The 24,222-nt window shown below is 68.8% G+C and carries 22 protein-coding genes; 8 read left to right on the top strand and 14 right to left on the bottom strand.

The annotated features are described in order from the left end of the window. Nucleotides 1–137: 137 nt before the first annotated feature. Both ACV7JO_RS09850 and ACV7JO_RS09845 read right to left on the bottom strand, forming a co-directional pair. A complete protein-coding gene (locus ACV7JO_RS09850) occupies nucleotides 138–479 on the bottom strand; it encodes a DUF8000 family membrane protein (RefSeq protein WP_470353236.1) in 342 nt (113 codons plus the stop codon). Nucleotides 480–673: 194 nt separating this feature from the next. Further along, nucleotides 674–2,116: a DUF3179 domain-containing (seleno)protein gene (locus tag ACV7JO_RS09845; RefSeq protein ID WP_470353235.1), complete on the bottom strand. Its 1,443-nt coding sequence runs from the start codon at nucleotides 2,114–2,116 to the stop codon at nucleotides 674–676. A gap of 96 nt (nucleotides 2,117–2,212) precedes the next feature. Between ACV7JO_RS09845 and ACV7JO_RS09840 the strand changes: the two genes are divergently transcribed. The 5 genes from ACV7JO_RS09840 to ACV7JO_RS09820 all read left to right on the top strand — a co-directional run bounded on the left by ACV7JO_RS09840 (nucleotide 2,213) and on the right by ACV7JO_RS09820 (nucleotide 9,596). Beyond that, entirely contained in the window at nucleotides 2,213–5,287 is a 3,075-nt protein-coding gene (locus ACV7JO_RS09840; protein WP_470353234.1) for an FAD-binding and (Fe-S)-binding domain-containing protein, read from the top strand. Nucleotides 5,288–5,361: 74 nt separating this feature from the next. Continuing rightward, nucleotides 5,362–6,861, top strand: a complete 1,500-nt coding sequence (locus tag ACV7JO_RS09835; protein ID WP_470353233.1) for an aldehyde dehydrogenase family protein — start codon at nucleotides 5,362–5,364, stop codon at nucleotides 6,859–6,861. A gap of 1 nt (nucleotide 6,862) precedes the next feature. After that, complete coding sequence (locus ACV7JO_RS09830) at nucleotides 6,863–7,750, top strand: SDR family oxidoreductase (protein ID WP_470353232.1); 888 nt, start codon at nucleotides 6,863–6,865, stop codon at nucleotides 7,748–7,750. A 105-nt stretch (nucleotides 7,751–7,855) separates the two neighbouring features. Beyond that, nucleotides 7,856–8,734 carry a fumarylacetoacetate hydrolase family protein gene (locus ACV7JO_RS09825; RefSeq protein WP_470353231.1) on the top strand — a complete coding sequence of 293 codons (879 nt, stop codon included), beginning with the start codon at nucleotides 7,856–7,858 and terminating at the stop codon, nucleotides 8,732–8,734. A gap of 157 nt (nucleotides 8,735–8,891) precedes the next feature. Further along, nucleotides 8,892–9,596 (top strand): ABC transporter ATP-binding protein, encoded by a 705-nt coding sequence (locus ACV7JO_RS09820; RefSeq protein WP_470353230.1) that lies wholly within the window; start codon nucleotides 8,892–8,894, stop codon nucleotides 9,594–9,596. 86 nt (nucleotides 9,597–9,682) lie between these two features. Here the strand turns inward: ACV7JO_RS09820 and ACV7JO_RS09815 are convergent, their stop codons facing one another. The 8 genes from ACV7JO_RS09815 to ACV7JO_RS09780 all read right to left on the bottom strand — a co-directional run bounded on the left by ACV7JO_RS09815 (nucleotide 9,683) and on the right by ACV7JO_RS09780 (nucleotide 16,994). Next, nucleotides 9,683–10,747, bottom strand: coding sequence for a branched-chain amino acid ABC transporter permease (locus ACV7JO_RS09815; protein ID WP_470353229.1), 1,065 nt, complete (start codon nucleotides 10,745–10,747; stop codon nucleotides 9,683–9,685). Continuing rightward, the gene (locus ACV7JO_RS09810) at nucleotides 10,744–11,625 is read right to left on the bottom strand and encodes a branched-chain amino acid ABC transporter permease (protein ID WP_470353228.1); all 882 of its coding nucleotides are present in this window, start codon (nucleotides 11,623–11,625) and stop codon (nucleotides 10,744–10,746) included. Before ACV7JO_RS09810 ends, ACV7JO_RS09815 begins: the two co-directional genes overlap by 4 nt. Before the next feature lie 21 nt (nucleotides 11,626–11,646). Continuing rightward, on the bottom strand, nucleotides 11,647–12,888 hold the full coding sequence (locus ACV7JO_RS09805; RefSeq protein ID WP_470353227.1) for an ABC transporter substrate-binding protein: 1,242 nt from the start codon (nucleotides 12,886–12,888) through the stop codon (nucleotides 11,647–11,649). Nucleotides 12,889–13,007: 119 nt separating this feature from the next. Then, nucleotides 13,008–14,111 (bottom strand): cupin domain-containing protein, encoded by a 1,104-nt coding sequence (locus tag ACV7JO_RS09800; protein ID WP_470353226.1) that lies wholly within the window; start codon nucleotides 14,109–14,111, stop codon nucleotides 13,008–13,010. Between the two features lie 146 nt (nucleotides 14,112–14,257). Continuing rightward, entirely contained in the window at nucleotides 14,258–14,428 is a 171-nt protein-coding gene (locus ACV7JO_RS09795) for a hypothetical protein (RefSeq protein ID WP_470353225.1), read from the bottom strand. A gap of 67 nt (nucleotides 14,429–14,495) precedes the next feature. Next, a complete protein-coding gene (locus ACV7JO_RS09790) occupies nucleotides 14,496–14,900 on the bottom strand; it encodes an acyl-CoA thioesterase (protein WP_470353224.1) in 405 nt (134 codons plus the stop codon). Next, nucleotides 14,897–15,631: an acetate--CoA ligase family protein gene (locus ACV7JO_RS09785; protein ID WP_470353223.1), complete on the bottom strand. Its 735-nt coding sequence runs from the start codon at nucleotides 15,629–15,631 to the stop codon at nucleotides 14,897–14,899. The genes ACV7JO_RS09790 and ACV7JO_RS09785 overlap by 4 nt, the downstream gene beginning before the upstream one ends. Then, nucleotides 15,624–16,994: a CoA-binding protein gene (locus ACV7JO_RS09780; protein ID WP_470353222.1), complete on the bottom strand. Its 1,371-nt coding sequence runs from the start codon at nucleotides 16,992–16,994 to the stop codon at nucleotides 15,624–15,626. Before ACV7JO_RS09780 ends, ACV7JO_RS09785 begins: the two co-directional genes overlap by 8 nt. Nucleotides 16,995–17,087: 93 nt before the next feature. Between ACV7JO_RS09780 and ACV7JO_RS09775 the strand changes: the two genes are divergently transcribed. Further along, complete coding sequence (locus ACV7JO_RS09775; RefSeq protein WP_470353221.1) at nucleotides 17,088–17,837, top strand: ABC transporter ATP-binding protein; 750 nt, start codon at nucleotides 17,088–17,090, stop codon at nucleotides 17,835–17,837. Here ACV7JO_RS09775 and ACV7JO_RS09770 read toward each other — a convergent pair. Continuing rightward, nucleotides 17,834–18,454, bottom strand: coding sequence for an MBL fold metallo-hydrolase (locus ACV7JO_RS09770; protein ID WP_470353220.1), 621 nt, complete (start codon nucleotides 18,452–18,454; stop codon nucleotides 17,834–17,836). The genes ACV7JO_RS09775 and ACV7JO_RS09770 overlap by 4 nt on opposite strands. 92 nt (nucleotides 18,455–18,546) lie before the next feature. Between ACV7JO_RS09770 and ACV7JO_RS09765 the strand changes: the two genes are divergently transcribed. Then, complete coding sequence (locus tag ACV7JO_RS09765; RefSeq protein WP_470353219.1) at nucleotides 18,547–19,956, top strand: SLC13 family permease; 1,410 nt, start codon at nucleotides 18,547–18,549, stop codon at nucleotides 19,954–19,956. Between the two features lie 217 nt (nucleotides 19,957–20,173). Here the strand turns inward: ACV7JO_RS09765 and ACV7JO_RS09760 are convergent, their stop codons facing one another. After that, the gene (locus tag ACV7JO_RS09760; RefSeq protein ID WP_470353218.1) at nucleotides 20,174–21,721 is read right to left on the bottom strand and encodes a class I adenylate-forming enzyme family protein; all 1,548 of its coding nucleotides are present in this window, start codon (nucleotides 21,719–21,721) and stop codon (nucleotides 20,174–20,176) included. 106 nt (nucleotides 21,722–21,827) lie between these two features. On the opposite strand from ACV7JO_RS09760, the gene ACV7JO_RS09755 reads away from it, so the two are divergent. Next, nucleotides 21,828–22,685, top strand: coding sequence for a UbiA family prenyltransferase (locus ACV7JO_RS09755; RefSeq protein ID WP_470353217.1), 858 nt, complete (start codon nucleotides 21,828–21,830; stop codon nucleotides 22,683–22,685). On the opposite strand, the gene ACV7JO_RS09750 is transcribed toward ACV7JO_RS09755, so the two are convergent. After that, complete coding sequence (locus ACV7JO_RS09750; RefSeq protein WP_470353216.1) at nucleotides 22,676–23,443, bottom strand: IclR family transcriptional regulator; 768 nt, start codon at nucleotides 23,441–23,443, stop codon at nucleotides 22,676–22,678. The genes ACV7JO_RS09755 and ACV7JO_RS09750 overlap by 10 nt on opposite strands. Nucleotides 23,444–23,653: 210 nt before the next feature. Next, nucleotides 23,654–24,163: a gamma carbonic anhydrase family protein gene (locus ACV7JO_RS09745; protein ID WP_470353215.1), complete on the bottom strand. Its 510-nt coding sequence runs from the start codon at nucleotides 24,161–24,163 to the stop codon at nucleotides 23,654–23,656. Nucleotides 24,164–24,222 lie beyond the last annotated feature (59 nt).

Raw genomic sequence — 24,222 nt, 5'->3', positions numbered from 1 at the left:
GAGGTTTTGCATCTGCCGGTGCGATATATACGTTCGTTTCGGGCGTATCCGTGCACGGACACTGCGCGAGTCGGGTCATCCGACCCGTCGGTGCGAGGCCGGTTCGATGACCCGTCACGGGGAGAGACGCGAAAGGGTCACTCGTCCTCGTCGTCCCCGCCGGGCAGGCGACGGACCGCCGTCCGCCACCCGCGTTTGGCGGCCTGTCCGGGGTACGCGAGCGGGTCGTCCGCGATGTCGTACGGGAGGGTCCGCGCCGCGGCGGCGTCGAGGCGGTCGCTCAGCGCGCCGCTCCGCCAGAACCACAGGTCCAGCATCGCCACGAGCACCAGCGCCGCCAGCGCGACGGCGACCAACACGCTGGTGAGACTATCGACGGGCCACACCACGAAGTAGGCCAACACCGGCACGATAGCCAGTGAGGACGCGTAGAAGAGGTAGACGATAGCGCGGCCCGATATCTCGACCGTCCGGTCCATCGGCGTGTCGGACGGTCGCTCGGCGGACGGATAATACTTCCCCGACAGTTCGGCCACGTCGCGTCGCGCTCCGGTGACGGGCGCGGATAGTGTTCGACCTGCGGCCGGGTTTGGATGTATATATCCAAGTCTGTGGCCATATTCTCGGTATATATCCCCATATATCGGAATAGGTGGTCAGGTTCGCTGCCGGTTCAGCGCTCCGAGTCGGTCGCCGACAGCACGTGTGCGGTCTCGTAGTGCGTCCGGAAGGCGAACCAAAGGCCGTGGCGGCCGGGGATGCGGTCCCGGCTCGCGCCGTCGGCGCGGAGCGCGTCGCGCTCGACGGTCCACTCGGTCCCGTCGTCGTCCCGGAGACCGGTGTCGGTCCGCTCGGCGGGTGTCGGCGGGGCCGCGTAGACGGCGATGTCGTCGGTCGCGTCCCGGAGTGCGACTACCTCTCGCCCGTCGACGGTCCCGGTCAGGACGGCGTCGGCATCGAGGTCGTCGGCCGGGACGACCCACACCTCGTCGGGGTCGCTGCCCGTGACGCCGTAGACCGAGGCCTTCTCCGGCAGGCGGTCTTGGGTTTTCCGGACGCCGGGCTGGACCACCGCCTCCTTGTTCCAGTAGTGCTCGAAGAAGCCGACGTTGCCGTTGTAGTAGCCGTAGTCGTAGTCGTAGCCGGTGTCGATGTCGAGCGCGAGCGTGTCGGGGTACTCGGCGCTCCAGTCGACCCACGTGGTCTGCGTGACGGCGAACTGGTCCAAGAACAGGTCGGGGTCGCTGTCGAGGTACGGCCCGCCCATCGGCGTGCCGCTGTGTTGGTCCCACAGCGTCTCGGTCTCCTCGTCGTACATCACCTTGTTGCCCGAGCGCAACATCCCGGAGCTGCCGAAGGTCAACACCTCGTCGCCGACCCGCCGGTCGTAGAGGATGGGGGCGTTACAGAGCGTGCAGTAGGTGAGGCTCACGGGCACCCCCGATAGCTCGGCGTTCAGCAGTTCGTGGGGGAACAGCACCCACCGCGGGACGGCGTAGGCTTGTCCGTCTATCTCGAAGCCGAAGACGGTGTCGTCGGCGTCGAGGTAGCGCTCGGACGCGCCGCCGCTGCCAGCGGCGGCGACGGCGTCGCCGGAGACGAAATCGGGGGCGTTCAGCGCCGCGAGGAAGGAGCGGTCGCAGTTGCCCCAACGGATGTCCTGTAGGTCGAAGTCGCGGGGCTCACAGTCGAGCAACGCGCCGACCGGCGGGAGATAGGAGCGGTACAGCCGAAGCTTCCACTCGTCGAAGCCGGCCAGCGGTTCGATGTCCTGCTGGGAGTACCACGACTCCCACTCGACCCACGCGTGAGCGGAGTCGAAGTCGGGGTCGGCGAGGGTCGCCAGCGCGTCGCGGACGCCGGGCCAGCGCACGTCGGGCAGGTCCAAGTACCGCGGCGGGTCGCGCTCCCTGAGGACGGCCGGGAAGCCGAACTCCGCCCAGTCGTTTGCGATGGCGTCGACGATCAGCACTTCGAGCAGGTGCGGGACGACGCGCTCGTCGCCGACGGCGGCGAGTTCGCCGACGGCCTCGGCGTGGGCGTCGGCGTCCCTGACCAGCAGGCGGTCGGTCAGCGTTCGCAGGCGCTCGGTCGGCGTGTCGGATGGTGTGGTCACGGCTGCCAACAGGGCGGCGGTCGGCAAAACTGTACCCCCGCCGAACCGTGCCGACAACGGCGGGGTTAAGTGATTGGTTCCCACACTAGATTGCACATGCCCAACGACGACAGCGACGCCGCCCCCGACGGCGGCGTCCGCCTCGCCCCGACGGCGAGCGACGAGCGAGCGGACTACGACTACGTCGGCGGCCGGGTCGAGCGACCGGGACTCGTTTCGGACCTCGAATCGCGCGTCGACGGCGAGGTCCGCTTCGACGAGTACTCCCGCCAACTGTACGCGACCGACGCCAGCGCCTACGAGGTGACGCCCATCGGCGTCGTCTTCCCCGCTTCGACGGCGGACGTGGCGAGCGTCGTCTCCTACTGCGCCGACCGGGAGATACCCGTCCTGCCCCGCGGGGGCGGGACGAGCCTCGCCGGCCAGACGGTCAACGAGGCCGTCGTGCTGGATTTCACGCGCCACATGGACGCCGTCGAGTCGGTCGACCCCGACGCTAGCGAGGCCCGCGTGCAGTCCGGCGCGGTGCTGGCGGACCTCAACGACCGCGCCGCCGAGTTCGGCTTGACCTTCGGGCCCGACCCCGCGGCGGGCAACCGCAGCGCCATCGGCGGGGCCATCGGCAACAACTCCACGGGCGCGCACTCGCTGGTCTACGAGAAGACCGACCACTACGTCGAGGAGTGCGAGGTCGTCCTCGCGGACGGCACCGTCACCACGTTCGGCGAGGTGGCCGTCGCGGACCTGCGCGAGCGGGCCGACGCCGGGAGCGACGACCTCGAAGCCCGCATCGCCGCCGGCGTCGTGGAACTGCTGGACGACCACGCCGCGGAGATAGACGAGCGCTACCCCGAACTCAAGCGCAACGTCTCGGGGTACAACCTCGACCGACTCGTCGCCGAGTACGAGGGCGAGTACGGCGAGGCCGGCGTCGTGAACCTCGCGCGCCTGCTCGCGGGCAGCGAGGGCACGCTGGCCGTCGTCACCGCCGCCACCGTCTCGCTGGAGCCACTGCCCGAGACCAAGTCGGTCGCCCTGCTGACCTACGACAGCGTCGTCGAGGCCGTCAGCGACGTGACCCACGTCCTCGACCACGACCCCGCGGCGGTCGAACTCATCGACGACGTGCTCATCGACCTCGCGGCCGACACCACGGAGTTCGAGGACGTGGCCGCCAAGCTCCCCGACCGGGCGCGGGCCGCGCTGCTCGTGGAGTTCTACGCCGCCGACGACGCGGCGGGCCGCGAGCGGGTGGCGGACCTGCTGGCCGACCGGGTGCCCGACGACGCGGACGACGGCGAGGGAGACGACGGCGACCGCTACGCCTTCGACGCCTTGGAGGCCCACGACCCCGCCGACCGCAAGGAACTGTGGAAGCTCCGCAAGTCCGGCCTGCCCATCCTGCTGTCCCGGACCAGCGACGAGAAACACATCAGCTTCCTCGAGGACTGCGCCATCCCGCCCGAACACCTGCCGGAGTTCGTCGAGGGCTTTCAGGACGTGCTGGAGGACAACGACACGTTCGCCTCCTTCTACGCCCACGCCGGGCCGGGCGTGCTCCACGTCCGCCCGCTGGTGAACACGAAGTCCCAGACGGACCTCGACGCGATGGAGAACATCGGCGAGGCCGTCACCGACCTCGTCGTGGAGTTCGGCGGTTCGGTCTCCGGGGAACACGGCGACGGCCGCGCCCGCACCCAGTGGAACCGGAAGCTGTACGGCGAGGGGCTGTGGGAGGCGTTCCGCGACCTGAAGACCGCCTTCGACCCCGACTGGCTGCTCAACCCCGGACAGGTCTGTGGCGACGTGTCCCTGACCGAGAACCTCCGGTTCGACCCCGGCTACGAGTTCGATGCCGGCTTCGACGCGTCGCTGTCGTGGGACAACGAGAACGGGATGCAGGGGATGGTCGAACTCTGTCACGGCTGTGGCGGCTGTCGCACCCAGCAGTCCGAGGGCGGCGTGATGTGCCCGACCTACCGGGCCGCCGACGAGGAGGTCACCTCGACCCGCGGCCGAGCGAACATGCTCCGGCAGGCCATGAGCGGCGACCTGCCCGACGACCCGACCGACGACGAGTTCGTCTCGGAGGTGATGGACCTCTGTATCGGCTGTAAGGGGTGTGCTCACGACTGCCCGAGCGAGGTCGACATGGCGAAGCTGAAAGTCGAGGTCGAACACGCCCACCACCAAGAACACGGGGCGAGCCTCCGCGAGCGCGTCTTCGCCAACGTCGACACGCTGGCCCGCGTCGGCAGCGCGCTGGCCCCCGTCTCGAACTGGGGACCGAAACTGCCGGGGGCGCGGGCCGTCATGGAGAAGACGCTCGGCATCGCCCGCGAGCGCTCGCTGCCGACCTTCGAGCGCGAGAGCCTGCGGGACTGGTTCGCCGACCGCGGACCGGCAGTCCCCGAGAGCGAGGCCCAGCGCCGGGTCGTCCTGTTCCCGGACACCTACACCAACTTCAGCCACCCCGAGGTCGGGAAGGCCGCGGTGCGGGTGCTGGAGGCGGCCGGCGTCTACGTCGAGATGGCCGACGTGACCGACAGCGGCCGACCCTCGTACTCGAAGGGGTTCGTCGACGCGACCCGGGAGACGGCCCGGGAAGCCGTCGACGCGCTCGCGCCCCGCGTCGCCGACGGCTGGGACGTGGTCGTGGTCGAACCCAGCGACGCCGTGATGCTCCAGTCGGACTATCTGGACCTGCTCTCGGGCGAGGACGCCGAGGCGCTGGCGGCCAACAGCTACGGCGTCTGTGAGTACCTCGACACCTTCCGGCTCGACGAGGGGCTCGCGGCCGACGCGCCCGACCGCTCGCTGGCCTACCACGGCCACTGCCACCAGAAGGCGACGAAGAAGGACCACCACGCCGTCGGCGTCCTCCGGCGGGCGGGCTACGAGGTGGACGCGCTCGATTCGGGCTGTTGTGGTATGGCCGGCAGTTTCGGCTACGAGGCCGAACACCACGCGATGAGCGTGGCTATCGGTGACGAACTCGGCGGGCAGGTGCGCGCGAGCGACGCCGAGGCCGTCGTCGCGCCCGGGGCCTCCTGCCGGACCCAGTTGGGCGACCTCGACGTGCCCACCGACGGGGCGTTCGCGGGGGTCGACCGCGAGGAACCGCCGACCCCGGTCGAGGCGCTCGACGCCGCGCTGTCCGGGCGTCAGTAGCGGCGGCGGCCTCTCGCGGCCGCTGACATCGGTGTTACCAAAGGTTCATATTCGACTCGGTATCATGGTACGGTATGGCGCAGGACAGCGTATCCCGGTATAGCATCGACGCCGACTGGAGCAAGCTCTACATCGGTGGGGAGTGGCGCGAGAGCGAGAGCGGCGAGACCATCGCCGTCGAGGACCCGTCCACGCGCGAGACGGTGACGGAGGTCCCGCGCGGGACAGAGGCCGACGTGGACGCGGCCTACGAGGCCGCCGCCGAGGCACAGGCCGAGTGGGGCGAGACGCCGCCGGCCCGCCGCGAGGAACTCGCACAGAACCTCCTCCAGACGCTCGAGGAACGCGAGGAGGAGATAATCGAACTGCTGGCGACGGAGGCCGGCCAGATGCAGGGCGTCGGCGAGACCTCGCTGCACCTCACCGAGGACCAACTCGCCGAGGCCGCGACGATGCCCCGGCGGATGAAAGGCGAACACGCCGCCTCGAACATCCCCGGCAAGGAGAACGTCGTCCAGCGCGAACCGCAGGGCGTCGTGACGGTCATCTCGCCGTGGAACTTCCCGCTGAACCTCTCGGCGCGGGCCATCGCGCCAGCCGTCGCCGCCGGCAACACCGTCGTCGTCAAGCCGGCGACGAACACCCCTATCGTGGGCGGCCTCGTCTTCGCTCGCCTGTTCGAGGAGGCCGGCTTCCCCGACGGCGTCATCAACGTCGTCACCGGCCGCGGCTCCGAGGTCGGCGACGCCGTCGCCAGCCACGACGCGAGCGACGTGGTCGCCTTCACCGGGTCGACGGAGGTCGGTCGCCGCGTCGCCGCCGCGGCCGGCGAGAACCTCTCGGAGGCCGCGATGGAACTGGGCGGCAACAACGCCCACATCGTCACCGACGACGCCGACATCGACAACGCGGTCGACGCGGCCGTCTTCGGCTCGTTCTCCCATCAGGGACAGGTGTGTATCTCCATCAACCGCCATCTGGTCCACGAGGCCATCTACGACGAGTACGTCGAGAAGCTGACCGAGCGCGTCTCGAACCTGCCGGCCGGGAGCGCCCACGACCACGTCGTCGTCGGCCCCATCATCGACGAGTCCCAGCGCGACGAGATACTCGACTACGTCGAGCGGACCGTCGAGGCCGGCGCGACGCTGGAGACCGGCGGCGGCATCGTCGAACTGGACGGCGTCGAGGACTCGCTGGTCGTCGAGCCGACGGTGCTGTCGGACGTGACCAACGACATGGCCGCGGCCTGTAACGAGCACTTCGGCCCCATCGCGCCGGTCATCCCGTTCTCGGACGTGGACGAGGCCGTCGAACTCGCCAACGCCACCGACTTCGGCCTCTCGGGCTCGGTCCACGCCGGCGACGTGGGCGCGGGCAAGCGCATCGCCCAGCGGCTGGAGACCGGCATGGTCCACGTCAACGACCAGCCCATCAACGACGAGGCCCACGTCCCGTTCAGCGGCACCGGGGCATCGGGCGTCGGCGGCTACAACACCGACGACTTCCTCGACGAGGTGACCGAGAAGAAGTGGATATCGCTCCAGCACGAGCCCCGCGAGTTCCCGTTCTGAGATGCTCTCGGGGACGGTCTGTATCGTCGCCGGCGGCGGGAACGGCCTCGGCGCGGCGGCGGCGCGAGAACTCGCCGACCACGGCGCGACCGTCGTGGTCAACGACCTCGGCACCGGCGTCGACGGGACGGGGAGCGACCCGGCCGTCCCCGAGCGGGTCGCGGCCGACATCCGCGATGCCGGCGGCGCGGCGACGGCCCACCACGGCGACGTGAGCGACTTCGACTACGCGGACCGACTGGTGTCGGAGACGGTCGCCGAACACGGCCGGCTGGACTTCGTCGCCAACTTCGCCGGCGTTCTCCGGGACGGGATGAGCTACAAGCTCGCTCCCGAGGACTGGGACCGGGTCGTCGAGAACAACCTCACCGGCCAGTTCGCGCCGCTGCGGGCGGCCTGTGCCCACTGGCGCGAGGCGAGCGAGGACGGCTTCGACCGCCAGCGCTCCTACCTCGCGGTCAGCGCCGGCGCGGCGCGTGGCAGCCTCGGACAGGCCAACTACGCGGCCGCGAAGGCCGGCGTGTTGGGGCTGGTCCGCTCGGTGTCGACGGAGATGCACCGCTCGGACGTGCGGGTCAACGCTCTGGTCCCGAACGGCTACACCCGGATGACCGAGACGGTTCCCGAGGAACACCGGCCGTACACGCGCGAGGAGATGCCCCCCGAGCGGGTCGCACCGATGGTCGCCTATCTCGCCAGCGAGGCGGCCGCGGACGTGACCGGCTGCACGCTGTACGCGGGCGGGAATCGCGTGGGCGTGCTCTCGGACCCCGAGACGGAGGCGGTCGGCGTCGAGCCCGACGGCTGGAGCCTCGACACGCTGGCGGCGCACTTCCGCGAGGACGTGGCCGCCGACGCGGAACTGACGCGGACCGACAGCCACCTCTGAGCCCGCGGTGACACCGGCCGCGGCCCGTCTGTCGGTAGCCGGCGGCCGACACGCTCGCCGGCCGGAAAGGCATCTTTTATGGGGGTCTCGACCGACCACTCGTCTATGCGATTCGTCCGCTACGACGGCGACCAGCTCGGCTTGCTCACAGACGACGGCAGCGGCGTCGTCGCGCTGAACGACCGCCTCGGCATCGACGCCGACGAACCCCTCGTCGAGTACATCGACGGCGACTACGACGCCAGCGAGTACGCCGACGCCGACCCCGACCACGACATCGAGGACGTGGAAGTCGGGTCGCCGGTCGGCCGGCCCGGCAAGGTCATCGCCGCGCCGCTGAACTACGAGAACCACATCGAGGAGGCTCTCTCGGACCGCGACATCACCACCGAGGAGTGGTTCTCCATCAAGGACAAGGGGTACTTCCTCAAGGCACCCTCCAGCGTCGTCGGGCCGGACCACGGCATCGAACTGCCCTTCGCCGACCGCCGCACCGACCACGAGATAGAACTGGCCTTCGTCATGGAGGGCGACATCAAGGACGTACCCGCCGAGGAGGCGTGGGACCACATCTTCGGCTACACCATCCTGCTCGACATCTCGCTGCGGGGCGACCAGGACCGCTCGAACCGGAAGTCCTACGACACGTTCACCGTCGTCGGTCCGTGCGTGACGACGGCCGACGACATCGAGGACCCGCAGGACCTCCAGATGGAGCTCCAGCTCAACGGCGAGCGACGCCAGTACGAGAACACCGGCGACATGGTCTACACCTGCGCCGACGTCGTCCAGTACGCGTCGCTGGGCGCGACCATCGAGACCGGCGACGTCATCACGACCGGCACGCCCGAGGGCGTCAGCGAGCTCTCCGACGGCGACACCATCGACGCCGAGATCGAGTCCGTCGGCTCGATGACCGTCGACGTGACCGGCCGCGACGTGAGCTACGCCGAGGCCGACGTGCAGAAGGGCGGTCAGGAGTAACCCCGGACCGCGACGGACCGCACGCCGTAGCGGGCCGCGCGGCGCGGTCGACTCGTACCACTCGCCTTTTTCGGGTCACGCCCCGCCGATAGCGCCGACGCCCGTCGGTCCAGAGGGGTAGGCTTAAGAAAGCCCACGATAAATCACGTGACAATCGATGGCACTCCTCGAAGTCGACTCGATAGACGTGTCGTACGGGAACGTGCAGGTCCTCTGGGACGTCGACCTCTCGGTCGAGAAAGGCGAGACGGTCGCGCTGCTTGGCGCGAACGGGGCCGGCAAGACGACCACGCTGAAGACCATCTGTGGCGACCTCACGCCGACGGCCGGCGAGGTCCGGTTCCGCGGCGAGAGCATCGGCGACCTCCCCTTCGAGGAGGTCGTCGAGCGCGGCATCGCCCACGTCCCGGAGGGCCGGGAGATATTCACCGATAGCTCCATCCGGGAGAACCTCGAACTCGGCGCGTACGTCGACCGGAACGGCATGGAAGAGCGGCTGTCGGCGGTGTACGAGATATTCCCGCGGCTCGAGGAACGGTCCGGCCAGCGCGCCGGCACGCTCTCGGGCGGGGAACAGCAGATGCTCGCCATCGGCCGCGGGCTGATGAGCGACCCCGACCTCCTCCTGCTCGACGAGGCCAGCCTCGGTCTCGCGCCGGTGCTGGTCGACGACGTCTTCGAGGCCATCGAGCGCATCAACGAGGACGGGACGACGGTCCTGCTGGTCGAGCAGGACATCTACAACGCGCTCCGGGTCGCCGACCGCGGCTACGTCATCAAGACCGGGCAGGTCACCCTCTCCGGGACGGCCGCCGAACTCGCACAGGACGAGCGCGTCGAAGAGTCGTATCTCGGCGCGTAGGAACGCAGTTCTCCCTCGGAATCGAACCGTCGCAAGCGTGCCTTCTGGTCGGCGGCGGACAGAGAAAAAAGACTCGTAAGGCGGGCCTACTCTTCTTTCGGCGTCGCCTCGCCGGCGTCTGCCGCCGGCGTCGTCGACCCACTCGAACCGCCAACGTCAGTTATCAGGTAGTCGTCGGCCAGCCCGTAGAGCCCCTGCGGGAGGTAGATGATGAAGAGGATGATGAGCACGCCCTCGATGGTCGTCGAGATGCTCCCGACGATGGAGGCCAACCCGGTGTCCAGCACGAGGAACAGCCCCGCGCCCAGAATCGGGCCGGCGAACGTGCCCATCCCGCCGAGGATGACGATGACCAGCGAGTCGATGGTCCACGTCACCGCCAGCGTCGACTCGGGGTTGATGTACAGCGTGTAGTGGCCGTACAGCCCGCCGGCGAGGCCGGCGAAGAACGACGAGACGACGAAGGCGTACATCTTGTACTTCAGGGGGTTGACGCCGAGGCTGCTCGCGGCCTCCTCGTCGTCGTGGATGGCTTTCATCCCCAGCCCGCCTGCGCCCTCGACGATGCGGTAGGTGACGGCGATGGTGATGACCGTCGCCACCAGCGTCAGGAAGAACATCACGTCGCTGTGGCCGATGCCCAGCGCGTCGATGCTCAGGTCGCCCTGCACGTAGTAGCCGGTCGAACCGCCGGTCAGCGAGCGCTGGTCGAGCATCACCAGTTCGATGACGGCCGCCAGCGCGAGCGTCCCGATGGCGAAGTAGTGGCCGCTCAGGCGGAAGATGATGGGGCCGATGACCAAGGCGATGAGCGCGGCGGCCAGTCCGCCGACGACCACCGCGGCCAGTATCGGCAGTTGGATGGATGCCGGGAAGCCGGCTCCGGAGGGGGTGGTCAGCCACGCCGCGACGAACGCGCCCATGCCGAAGAAGGCGGCGTGACCCAGCGATATTTGCCCGGCGTACCCCGCGAGCAGGTTCCACGAGACGCCCAGCATCACGAACACCAACCCCGTCAGGACGAGGCCGGTCAGGGCCTCGGTCGTGACGAACGGGACGAGCAGGAGTACGACGACTGCCAGCGCGACGATGCCCTGAAGCCGTCGGTTGGCGAGCAGTGACTCCTCGGGATGGCGCTCCATGAGGCTCATTCACCACCACCTCCGGTGCCGAACAGCCCCTCGGGTTTGAGCAGCAACACGCCGAGGAAGATGAGCAGGCTCACGACGTTGCGGTACCCGCCGCCGAGGTACAGCGCGCCGAGGTTCTCCGAGACGCCGAGGATGACGCCGCCGACGAGCGTCCCGAGGATGCTGCCGACCCCGCCCAGCACGACGACGGCGAAGGCCTTCAGCAGGTACGACCAGCCGACGAAGGGGTTGATGGGGAACAGCATCGAGAGCAACGCCCCGGCCGCGCCGGCCAGCGCCGTCCCGATAGCGAGCGTGATGACGTAGATGCGGTCCGTGTCGATTCCCATGTACCGCGCCGCCGTGCGGTTCTGTGCGGTCGCGCGGATGGCCTGTCCCGTCCGCGTGTACTGCAGGAACGCCCACGTCGCCGCGATGAGCAGGACGGCGACGACGAACGTCACCGTCCGGGGCAGCGAGAGGAAGGCGAACCCGAGGTCGATGCCGTCGCCGGGGATGCCGAGGTCCGCGGTCCGAGCGTCGCCCCCGAGGATGAGTTGGCCGATGTTCTGGAGGATGAGCGCCAGTCCGAACAGCACGATGATGGGCTGTTCGATGCCCTCCCCGACCACGTGTTTCAGGAGCACCTTCTGGAGGACGATACCGAGGACGAACAGCAGCCCCATCGCGATGAACATCCCGACGAGCGGCGTGATGCCCGTCGCCGCGAACACGAGGATGGCGACGTACGCGCCGACCATCAGCATGTGGCCGTGCGCGAGGTTGACGATGTCCATGATGCCGAACACCAGCGACAGTCCCAGCGCCGCGACGGCGTAGATACCGCCCAGTAGGATACCGTTCACCACCGACTGCGTGAAGAGTTCTCCGAGTACCATGATAGAGACGTGGAGGCGGAGTTACCGCTCGCTCCACGGCGGGATGGGGTATCTGAAGTCCAGCGCGCGGTCGGAGTCCGTGTTGGGGTAGGCCAGCCGCTGGGCTCCGTCCCACCACTGTCCGGTCGGGGCGGTCAGTTCGCCCTCGGCGGGCAGCCCGTTGTCCTCGAAGCTGAACTCGCCGATGACCGTCTGGAACGTCTCGCTGCGGAGCGCGCTCTGGATTTCGCTCGCCTCGGTCGACCCGGCGGCCTGCACCGCCTGCAGCGCGACCTGCGTGAGGTTGTAGGAGCCGCCGACGTTGACCGGCATGTACTGGCTCTCGGTGTCGTACTCGCTCATGTACGACTCCCGAAGCCGTTGGTTGCCGTTACCGGTCAGGCCGGGCACCCAGCCCGGACACATCAGCGCGTACGCGCCGGCCTCGCCCAGCGCGGACCACCACGCCGACGGGTCGGCCCCGCGGACGAACTTGAGCACCTGCGGCGACCAGTTGTTCGACTGCATCTGGTTGACCGCGGTGATACCGCCCGGCGGCGTCGGGTTCGACAGCAACACCTCGACGCCGGCGCTCTGGGACTGCGAGATGAGCGTCGAGAAGTCCTGCGAGCCGATCTCGAACGTCTCGCGCAGGACGATGTCGTACCCCTCGGCGCTGAGCGTCTCCTGCCAGTAGTCGGCCTGTTCGCGGCCCCACCCCGAGTTGGGCTCCCAGATACCGACCTGCGTCGGCCGCTCGCTCTCGGGGATGAGTTGGAGCGTCCCCAGCGTCGAGCGGGCCACGTCCCGAGATTTGGGGAACGGGGCGTAGGTCCACTCGTAGTTGTCGTTGCGGTGGGGTGCCTCGTAGGCGAAGGCGATGCCGAGGAACGGGAGGTTCTGGTTCTCGGCGAACGCGCTCCCGGCGGTGACCAGCAGGCTGGAGAAGCTGCCCCAGATCATGTCCACCTCGTTGTTGCTGGTTATCTGCTGGAGGTTCTGCCGGAGCGTCTGGGCGTCGCTCTCGTCGTCCTGCAGGATGAGCTCGACGTCGCGGTCGAGCTGTTCGCTCATCCGGGCCTGTCCGAGTTCGTAGCCACGGCGCAGGTCCTGCCCGAGCGACGAGAACGACCCCGTCTCCGGAACCGTCCCCGCGATTGTCAGGGTGTCGTCGCCACCGCCCGTACCGCCGAACGCGCAGCCGGCGAGACTGGCGACCGCGGCGGCACCAGCGGTCCCTTTGAGATACGACCGGCGCGTTACTGGACTTTCATCGTTAACCATACCGTATGGGGTGATATAGATGATAGATTATAAAATTACCCGTTGCTGTCCCTACATATTCGGGCAGCGAAGGGGTGTGAGCGGGTTCGGTGAACCCAGTCGACCGCGGGCGTCGCGGATTACGACGAGGGGCTGGCCTCGGCGTAGAAGTTCATCGCCTCGAACACCGGCCGGTCGGTCATCCCGAGCAGGATGGCCTCCTCGTCGTCGGGTTCGTGGTGGTGGGTCGCGTCCGGCGGGACGACGAAGATGTCGCGCTCGCTCCACTCCAAGGCGTCGCCGTCGACGTGGGTCGCGCCCTCGCCCTCGACGACGAAGTAGACCTCCGTCGCGTTGTGGAAGTGCGCATCCGTCGCCTCGTGGAGCAACTGCGCCCGGAACGACATCGTCGGGAACAGTGGCGGCTCGCCGGTCGCCGGGTTGACGTAGGCGAGGCTGTAGCCGTCGTAGGGGTCGGGGTCGTCGTTGTCGGCACGCTGGCGCAGCGACTCGACCATCTCCGACCACTTGAAGCGGTACGGCGGGGTCGCCTCGCGGATGCCCTCGAAAGGGCCGGGGATGCCGTCGGCGTCGTCCTCCGGGCGGCCGCGGCCGTACTGGGAGTCCCAGTACCCCTGTGTCTTGGTCACCGGCTGGCGCTCGAGTTCGTGGTTCTCGAAGGTGTTGCGGGCGTTCAGCGAGTCGAGCACCAGCGGGAGGTCGAGCACGTCGAGCCACGCCGCCGTCTCGTCGGAGTCGTTGACGTGGTCGTGCCACTCCCACTGGGGCGTGGTGATGAGGTCGTTGTCCTTCATCGGGAACTCCTCGCCTGCGACGACGGTCTTCATGTCCTCGCTCCCGTCGATGCTAAAGCGCAGGGCGTTTGCCCCGTGGCGATGGGAGGGGGCCGTCTCGCCGGGCGAGACGGTCTGGACGCCGACGTAGATGGTGTTCGAGATGGCGTTCCCGAACGAGGCGTTGATGGGGACCGCCACCCGCCGCTGAAATCCCGGGGGAAGGTCCGCGATGGGAACGTCGTCCTCGACGCCGTCGATGGCGGACTGGATGTCCTCCCACTTCCAGATGTCCGCTTCGAGGTCGTCGATGGTGTTCCCGAAGTCGTCCTCCACCTCCCACAGCGGACGGAGGTTGTGCTCCTCGAGGATGCCCCGCGTGTCGGAGCTCAACTCGAGTTGCTCCTCCAGCTCCTGTTCCTCTTGCTCCTCTGGCTCTGTTTGGGCCATGCTGTACCGATACGTTAGCACACGACCAACATAAGTGTACTGGACGAACCGGCAGCCTGCGGCCTGAAACGCCCGACATCGGCCGATTAGTGGTTCGGACCCTCGCCTATCGGGCCCGGTCGTCGCTCGCGTTGTCGGGGGGTCGGCTACGCCTGCGCGTCGAAGACGTCCGCCGAGGGGAAGACCGCGCGGCAGTTCTCACAGACCATCTGGCGCTGTATCGCGTACTCCCAGAGCTTCCCGCCGCAGTCCATACAGTCGAAGTGGGCTTGTACGAACGGGTCCTCCTCCGCGTACGGGTTCTCGAACTCCGCCATATCCGTACCACCGGGCCGGAGTCCTAAAAGCGCATCGTTGCCCCCACTCCGGGCGGATTTCACCCCGTCAGTCCTCGGCGTAGGCGGCCATCTCCGAGCGCATTCCGTCGGGCACCTCGATTGCGCCGCCGCCGCCGTGTTCGGCACAGACCCGCTGTTCGTACCCCTCGAAGGCCACCTCGCCGTCGCAGGTCGCGGTGTACTCGAACCGGACGCTGCGGGACCCCACGTCGGGCGTCAGCGCGATGGTCACTTCGTCGCCGGCCTCGACCGGGGCCTCGAACTCGAAGTCCATCTCGACCAGCGGCAGGCCGAAGCCGTCGTCCTGCGATATCTCCCAGAACGGGTAACCGATATCCTGCATGAACATGTCCGAGGTCTCGTGGAGGGCGTCGACGATGCGCGGGTAGTGGGCGATGCCGAAGGGGTCCGTGTCCGAGAAGCGGACCGTCCAGACGCGCTCGTAACTCATCGGTCCCCCTCCGCCTCGGCGGCGGTCGCGTCCGCGTCTTCGAGCACGACCAGCGCGTCCAGCGCCACTGCGCCGTCGGCCGACGCCAGCACCGGGTTCACGTCGAGTTCGGCGATGGGGTACTCGGCCACGAGGTCCCCGACCGTCACGACGGCGTCGGCCAGCGCGTCCACGTCGGCCGGCTCGCTCCCGCGGTAGCCCGACAGCAGCGGGGCGGCCCGGAGTTCCTCTATTGCGGCCCGCGCCTCGTCGCGGTCGATGGGCGCGACCCGGTGGCTCGTGTCCTCGAACAGTTCGGTGAACACGCCGCCCAGCCCCGTCAGGACGACCGGGCCGAAAGAGGGGTCCCGCAGGCCGCCGACGATGACCTCGGTCCCGGCGTCGACGTCCATCGCGGCCTCCACGAGGACGCGCGCGTCGAGGTCCCGGTCGGCCGCCGCGTCGAGGATGTCGGTGGCAGCCGTACGGACCGCCCCGGGCGAGTCGAGTCCGACCGCGACGCCGGCCCCGTCGGCCCACTCGCTCTTGTGCGTGACCGCGGGCGAGGAGACCTTCGCCACGACCGGGTAGCCGATGTCTGCGGCCGCGTCGACCGCGGCGTCGGCGTCGTCACACACCGCGAACGGCGGCGTCTCCACGCCCGCGTCCGCGAGCAGTCGCTTGCCCTCGGCTTCGGTCAGCGTCCGCCGGTCGTCGGCGCGCGCGGCGGCGATGGGGTCGGCCTCAGTCATCGGCGACCACCTCCCCGGCGTCGGCGGCCATGCCGGCGTACCGGGCGAGGACGGCCGCGGCGTCGGCCGCCCGCTCGGGCGTCTCGAACACCGGGACGCCGGCCTCTGACAGCGCCTCCCTGTCCGGGGCCACGTCCTCCTCGATGCCCTCGGTGGCGAACAGGACCGGCTTCCCGACCCGCTCGGCGAGCCCGTCGAGTTCCTCGACGGGGAAGCCGATGGACTGCTCGAACAGTTCGTAGACGAGGACGATGTCGACGTTGTCGTCCTCGGCGACGGCGGTGACGACCTCGCCGAACTCCGGCATCGGCCGGCCGGTGTCGACCGGGTTGCCGGCGTAGGTCACTCCCGGCAGAATCTCGTCGACGCGGTCCTGCGTCTCGGCCGTGAGTTCCGGCAGCCGGCCGCCGCCGCGCTGGATGCGGTCGGTGATGATGATGCCCGGGCCGGCCTGTGCGGTGACGACGCCGACGTTCGGTCCGTCCGGCGTCGGGGAGTCGCCCAGCGCCGCGGCCGCGTCTAGCAGGTCGTCGGTGGCGTCGACCGTCGGCACGCCGTACTGGGCGAAGCCGGCGGTGTACAGCTCGTGGTCGCCGGTCAGCGCGCCGGTGTGGGACTCGGCGAACTCGCCCACGTCGGACTGGCCGACCTTGTAGGCGATGACCGGCGTGTCGCTGGCCCGACACGCCTCCAGCAGCGCGCGGCCGTCGTCGGTTCCCTCGACGTGGAGCACGATGGCGTCGGTCCGGTCGTCGCCGTCGAAGTACTCGATGGTCTCGGTGAAACCGACGTTGGCCCGGTTGCCCAGCCCGACCATCGCGGAGACGCCTCGGCCCTGCCGTCGGGCCTGAAAGGCGAGGACGTGGGCGATACCCCCGCTCTGTGCGACGACGGCGGTCCCGCCTGCGGGAATCTCCTCGGCCCCGCTGCCGAACGAACACAGCAGGTCGGTCTCGGGGATGACGAAGCCGCTGGTGTTGGGCCCGAGCAGGGAGATGTCGTGTTTCTCGGCCGTCTCGATGACGGTCGCCTGTAGCTGCCGGCCCTCCTCGCCGGCCTCGGCGAAGCCGCTGGCGTAGATGACCGCCCCGCCGATACCGGCCGCGCCACACTCTTCGAGCACGTCCGGGACCGCGGGACCGGGAACGCAACACAGCGCGAGGTCAACATCGTCGTCGATGTCGGTGACGGAGTCGACGAACGCCTCGCCGAACAACGTCCCCGACCCGGACGGATTGACCGGGTAGACCGCCCCGTCGAAGGCGGCGGCGTTCGCCATCGCCTCGTAGCCGATTTTCCCCTCGGTCGCCGACGCGCCGACGACGGCGACCGCCGACGGGTCGAACAGCTGTCTGAGAGTCACGCCGGACACTTCTCGGAACTGGCTGAAAGCGTTTTCCCTCGCCGCGGCGCGACAGGGGTAGGTTTATCAGAGTGGATGGGATACTCACACCCAATGGCGCTACTCGAAGGACAGAACCTGACGAAGAAGTTCGGTGGCGTCGTCGCCATCGACGACGTCTCGTTCACTGTCGACCGCGGGGAGGCCGTCGGGCTCATCGGACCGAACGGGGCCGGCAAGTCGACGCTCTTCCGGACCGTCACCGGCGTCCACGAGCCGACCGAGGGCAAGGTCTTCTTCGGCGACGAGGAGATAACCGGCGACGCCCCCCACGACATCTGCCACCGCGGGCTCGCCAAGACACACCAGATCGTGCGTCCGTTCGAGAGCCTCACGCTGCTGGAGAACGTCACCGTCGGGGCCGAGTTCGGCGGCCGGCAGTTCGACGACGTCCGCGAGCGCGCCCACGAGATGCTGGAGTTCGTCGACCTCGCCGAGATCAAGTACAGCGAGCCGGACGAACTCAGCGTCGGCCAGTTGAAACGGCTCGAAATCGCCCGCGTCCTCGCCACGGACCCCGACCTCGTCCTCTTCGACGAGGTGGCTGGCGGCCTCGACCCCGAGGAGACAGAGGACATCGTCGACCTCATCGGCGACATCAAAGACGAAGGCAAGACCGTCTTCCTCATCGACCACGTGATGCGCGCGCTCATGTCCGTCAGCGAGCGCGTCATGGTGCTCAACAACGGCCGGCTCATCGCACAGGGGACGCCCGACGAGATACAGAACGACGACGAGGTCATCGAGGCCTACCTCGGCGAGAACGCGAACGAGGACCTCTCGAACGCCGTCACCGGCGACTAGGGCTTCCCGGCGAAGTCGACGAACGACGCTATCTTCTCGCTGGCCGCTTCCGTGACGCTCGTCCCGTGATAGACCAGTCCCACGTCGAACTCGTAGTCCAGTAGCCGGTCGAGGTGTTCGTCGGCCGCCGCCACGTCCGCCGAGAAGAAGGCCGTCGGCAGGACGAAGTGGCCCGGCGGGAGCCCGCGGGCGTCCGAGCCGAACAGCGCGTCGCCGATGACGGCCACGCCGCTGTCCTCGTCGACCAGCGAGTGGTGGGCGGGCGTGTGGCCGGGGACGTGAACGGCCGTGAACTGGCCGACGGCGTCCCCGTCGCCGTAGCGGTGGTCGACCGGCGCGTCGGTCTCGACGCCCTCGGGGACCCACGTTTCGAGTCCGTATCGCTCTGCCAGCCCGGCCAGCCCGCCGATGTGGTCGGGGTCGCCGTGGGTGACGACGACGCGCTCGGGGGTCACCCCGAGGTCGTCGAGGGCCGCGGCGACGGTGTCGACGGTGTCCTCGAACCCGGCGTCGACGAGCGTGGGCGTCTCGCCGTCGAACAGGTGGACGCGCCAGCGGGCGTCCGGTGCGGTCTTGACGGTGATGTCGTACACGTCCGGCGATAGCTCTGTGGGCATACAGGTCATCTCTCGCGGGGCAGGCGCAAGCCTCTTTCGCCGTGGCACCGGTACGCTGATAACCGCTCGCGGTGTGCAGTCGTGTACGTAGGATGTCAGACGAGATAGCGAGTCGCACGGTCGCGCTCCGGGAGGTAGACCCCGCGTGGCTCTCGGTGCCCGCGGGGCTGTTGGTCGCAGGGACGGTGCTTCGCTTCGCACCGCTGTCGGCCGAAGCGGCACAGATGCTGGCTATCACGCTGTTCTGTATCGCACTCTGGGTCGGGTCGCCGATCAAGCCGTGGCTCACGGCGCTGCTGGGCATCGGTCTCATCGGCGTCACCTTCTCGACGGAGTTGGCGCTGACGGGGTTCCAGTCGCCGGCGACGTGGCTGGTCGTGGTGGGTATCCTCATCGGCGAGGCCGCCAGCGAGAGTGGGCTGGCCGGACTCGTCGAGCGGTTGGCGCTCGACCGGATGCCAGAGGCCGTGGCGACCGACGCCGTCTCGGCGTACCGCTATCTGCTCGTCGCCCTCTCCGTGGGCAGTCTGGCGCTGGCCGTGCTGGTCCCGTCCTCGCTGGTCCGCGTGCTCATCCTCGCGCCCATCCTCAAGTCGCTGGGCGACCTGTTCGACGAGCGCCAAGCGAAGGTCGGTCTCTTCCTCGGGCCGTTGTTTGCCACGTACTACGGCTCGTCGGGCATCTTGACCGGCTCACTCGCCAACATCATCATCACGGGGCTGGTGGAGTCGGGCGGGGGCCCCGCCATCTCGTGGACCGAGTGGGCGCTGTGGCTCGGCCCGGTGATGAGCGTCGGCCGCGTCCTCGTCATCGTCGGCATCACGTACGCGCTCTATCGGCCCCGGGACCGGGACGCCGTCGCCGTCGAGAGCCGCGACGGGTCGACCACCGTCTCGCCGCGCGAGCGCCGGATGTTGCTCTTCCTGCTGGTCGGGGTCGCCATCTGGGCGACGGACTTCGTCCACGGCCTCCACCCGCTGTTCGGTGCCCTCGTCGTCGTCGTCCTCGCGTTCACCCCTCGAATCGGCGTCGTCGAACCCGACGCGGTCGCGGATGCCGACTTCTCTATCATCTTCTTCCTCGGGGCTATCTTCGCCATCGCCGAGGGACTGCGCCGGGTGGCTTTCACCGACCTCGCCGCGGGGACGCTCCTGTCGTTCCTGCCCAGCGACGCCTCGCTGGCGCTGGTGCTCGTGTTCGTCGTCGTCGTCTCGATGGCGCTGGCGTTCGTCATGGAGGGGTTGGCCGTCGCCAGCGTCCTGACGCCGATTCTGGTCTCGTTCGCCAACAGCGCCGGCGTCCCGCTGGTCCCGGTGGCGATGATAGAGGCCGCCGCGCTCAACACCTACTTCTTCCCCTACCAGTCGGCCGTGCTGGTGGCGATTCTCGGCCTCGACGTGGTCGACACCGTCGAGTTGACTCGGGTCGCCAGCGCCTACTCGCTGGGGAACCTGCTGCTCCTCTTCCCGCTCCAGATAGGCCTGTTCGTCCTCCTGTTCTGAGCGCGAAAACGTGGCGGTGTCGGCGGCTATTTTTCACACTGAAAACGGAAATGTGAGTGACACGTATCGCCGACCCGGCGAGCGCGGCCGACACCCCGGTCTGTGGCGACGGGTACTCGGACGGCGAACCGGCGCGACCGATTCGTTTTGTATGTGAAAAAGCCGACCAACGTCGGTCACCGGCGAGCGGGATTCCCAGCGGGCGGCCGGCGGCGACCTATCGCCCGGGGAAGTACGTCTCGAGGAGTTCGCTCCGGAGGACGGTCCCCGTGTCGCTGCGGGGCAGCGAGTCGTCGGTGACCGCGTACTCCCGGGGCCGCTTGAAGTCCGCCAACGAGTCGTGGTCGAGGCAGAACTCGTCCAAGTCGTCCGCCGAGAGGGCCGCGTCGGTGACGACGACGGCGGTGACGACCTGCCCCCACTGCTCGTCGTCGAGGCCGAAGACACAGACCTCGTCGACGTCCGGGTGGCCTTCGAGCGCCGCCTCGACCTCGGCGGGGTAGACGTTCTCGCCGCCGCTGACGATCATATTGTCGACGCGGTCGACGATGTAGAGATAGCCGTCCTCGTCGACCGTCGCCACGTCGCGGGTCCGGAGCCAGCCGTCGAAGTACGTCTTGGCCGTCGCGTCGGGGTTGTCGATGTACCCCGTCGACATGCCGGGGCCGCGGGCGATGATTTCGCCCCGTTCGCCGGCGTCGACGGTGGCTTCGGGGTCGGGATGCTCGTCCAGCGGGGCCGTCTCGACGACCCGAATCTCCCACGAGAACGCCTCCTTGCCGATGGTCCCGGGGTGGTCGTCCTGCACGCTCGGGTGCGCGAAGGAGAGGTCCGGGCCGGCCTCGGTCATCCCGTAGGTGTTGTACACTTGGTCGGTGAGCTGTTCGGTCGTCTCCTCGACGAGGTCCTCGGTGACGATAGCGCCGCCGGTGCGGATGTACTCCAGCGTCTCCACGTCGTAGTCGGCCTCGCGCTGGACGCCGTTTATCGCCTTCAGTTGGGTCGGCACCGCGAGCATCCCGGTCACGTCGTGGGTCTCGATGAGGTCCAGCGCCTCCGTGGGGTCGAACGTCGAGTGCAACACCACGGTCGCGCCGGCGACGAGGTGCGGGTAGAGCCACGCGTCGGTCGTCACCATGTGGTACCACGGCGTCGTGCACAGCGCGGTGTCGGTCTCGTCGATGCCGTGTTCCATCACGCCCTGTACGGCCCCGTACCAGAGCTGTTCCTGGTCGAAGGGGACGGCCTTCGGCGTGCTGGTCGTCCCGCTGGTGTACAGGACGCCACACTCGTCGCCCGCGGGGAGGGCGTCCGAAAGCGTCGGCGCAGCGTCGTCGAGGACCGTCTCGTAGGACTCCACGTCGGGCCGGTCGATATCGCGCTCGCCGGCGTGGATGGCGACCTCGAACACCCCGCGGTCGAGCAGTTCGACCGCGGCGTCGGCGTTGGCGTCGTCGAAGAGGAACGCGCGTGCGGCGGCCGTCTCGGCCATCTCGGCGAGTTCGCCGACGGTCGCGCGGTAGGAGAGTTGGACGGTGCCGACACCGCGTTTGTCCCCGGCGAGCATCGACTCGATGGCGGGCGGGCTGTTGAGTGCGAGGACCGCACACCGTGCGTCGCCCGTCCGGTCGCGGAGCGCGTTGGCGAGACGCGTACTCCGCTCGTCGAGGGCCGCGTAGGTGAGCGTTCGCCCGTCTTCCGTGACGAGGGCGGTCTTGTCGGGGTAACAGCGGACGGTCCGTGCGAATGCCTCTCTGAGTTTCATCGTGGGCCTGATACCGTGTACCAGTCCAACTGAAGTATTAATTGTTCTGGTTACGGCGGCGTCACCGGGTCCGGAGGCTTATGCGTCCCCGGTGGGAAGCGCCGGCATGACCCGATTCGCCGCCGGCCTGTTCGCCCACGTCCGGCCGGTGTTCATGGTCCCCGCGGTCGGGATGTCGGTCTACGGCGCGCTGCTGGCTCCTGCCGTCGACCCCACGCTTGTCGCCCTCCACGCGGCGGGCGTGGGGGCGGCGCTGTTCGTGGCCCACCTCCGGGACGGCTACGTCGACGGCCACCTGCGCGGCGAGGAGCCGCCCCGGCTCTCGGTACGCGCCTTCCGGTGGAGCGGGGCGGTCGGGACGGCGGCGGCGCTGACCGTCGCCGCCGCGCTGGCCGCGCTGACCGACGCGCTGGCGGCGCTGTCGGTCGTCGCCGTGCTGGCGCTGGCGCTCCTGCACGCCCCCTATCTCGACCGCAACCCCGTCGCCGTCACCGTCGACTACCCGGTCGGCATCGCCGTCGCGCTGGTCGGCGGGTTCCTCGCCCAGACCGGGCGCGTCGACGCGTCCGTCCTCGCGGCCGCCGGCGTCGTCGCCGCCCTGTTGGCTGGCATCAAGGTCGGTATCGACCGCCTCGACGCGGAGTTCGACCGCTCTATCGGGAAGCGGACGGTCCCGGTGTTGCTCGGCCCGCGGGGCGCGACCCGCGTGGCCGCCGGCGTCTTCGCCGGGACCGGACTCGCCGTTCTCGCGCTCGCCGCCGGCCCCTTCCCGCCGGCGGCCGCCGTCGCGGCCCTCGCGCCCGCGGGCTGTCTCGCCGCGGCGGTCGCGCTCGGGCCGGCGCGGGCGGTGCGGGTCCAGATGGCGCTCACCTACGGCTTTGTCGCCGCCGTCTTCCTCGCGGCGTGTGGGGGCGGGTGTGCCGGGACGGCGTTGCTCGACAGCGCACTGGCGTCCTACTGGTAGGCCAGATTCAGCTCTATCTCGTCGGTCGCGGCCCGGAGTTGGTCGAGCACCTCCCCCTCGCAGCGCTCCCGGGAGAGGCGGTGGGCCGGCCCGGCGATGCTCAGCGCACCCCGGATTTCGCCCTCGAAAACGAGCGGGATGCCGATGGCGTGGACGCCCTCTAAGTCCTCGCTGAGGTTCAGGGCGTACCCCTGCTCGCGGACCTGCGCCAGTTCGTCGTGGAGCGCTGCCCGGTCCGTGATGGTGTCGTCGGTGCGGGCGGGCAGCCCGTGGCGGTCGATTATCCGGTCTATCTCCTCGTCGGAGAGGTGGGCGAGAATCGCCTTGCCCCCGGAGTTGCAGTGCATGTCGACCCACGTCCCGAGGATGGTGTTGATGTCGATGTCGTTCTCGCCGCCGCGGCCGTAGACGTACATCGCCTTCCCGTTCTCGTGGGTGATGAGCCACGCCATCTCGCCGGTCGCCCGCTCCAGTTCGTCGACGGCCGCCATCCCCGAGCGGAAGATGTCGAGGCGGCCCCGGACGTACTGACCGTAGTTGAAAAAGCCTAGCCCGAGCGTGTACTGCCCGTTCTCCTTGACGACGTAGCCGTGTTCGCGCATCGTCGTCAGGTGTCCGTGGACCGTACTCTTGGCGATGCCCAACCGCTCTGACAGTTCCGTCACGCCGGCCCCGTCCAGTTCCCGAAGCGTTTCGATGAGGGCGAACAGCGTTTCGTCGGACTTGATTCCCTTACCCGTTCGTCCGGTCTGTCCCATGGCGTGACACACGTGTACGTCACAATTAAATGTTCTTGCGCGCCCCGTTCGAGTCCGCGTGCCCGAACACACTGTTCGACGCTGTCGAATATATGTCCGGTACGGAGTTCGCACCCATCCGATAACGCGCGTACGTATGTTATTTACTCGGGCGCGCAAAGTCGAACTGGGCGACGGACCGCGGCCGCAGTCGGCGGGCACCGAGTCGGGTCATCCCCGCGGTTCACCCGCGTCCGAGTCCCGGTACCGGGCCGCCAGTTCCACGTAGTTCTCGTGAGTTCGGGTAATCTGTGCCAGTTGCTCGTCGCTGAGCGGACGCGTCTCCGCGGGCGTCCCGTAGGCCATGTGCCCCTCGGGGACCGTCTGGTCCTGCAGGACGACGGCGTTGGCGGCGACGATGCAGTTCGACTCGACGGTCGCGCCGCCCATCACCGAACTGCCCATCCCGACCAGCGAGTGGTCGTGGACCTCGGCGTAGTCGACGACCGCGCCGTGGCCCACGGTCACCTCGTCGCCCAGCGTCGCCCCGTGGAGCATGGTGAACTCCTGTACGTTCGTCCCTTCGCCGACGGTCACCGAACCGCCGTCACCCCGGAGACAGACGAACGGCCAGACGCTCGACGCCGCCCCGACCTCGACATCACCGACGAGATACGCCATCTCCGAGACGAACGCGTCGGCCGCGACGCTCGGTTCGTGTCCGCCGAACTCCCGTTGCATGCCCGCTACACCGCGGGGAACCGACAAAGAACTACGTGTCGTGGCAATCCGTTCTCGTT

The organism is Haloarcula sp. MBLA0138, assembly GCF_055632455.1.
The sequence above is the reverse complement of the archived record's forward strand: the minus strand, read 5'-3'. Positions and strand labels throughout refer to the sequence as shown.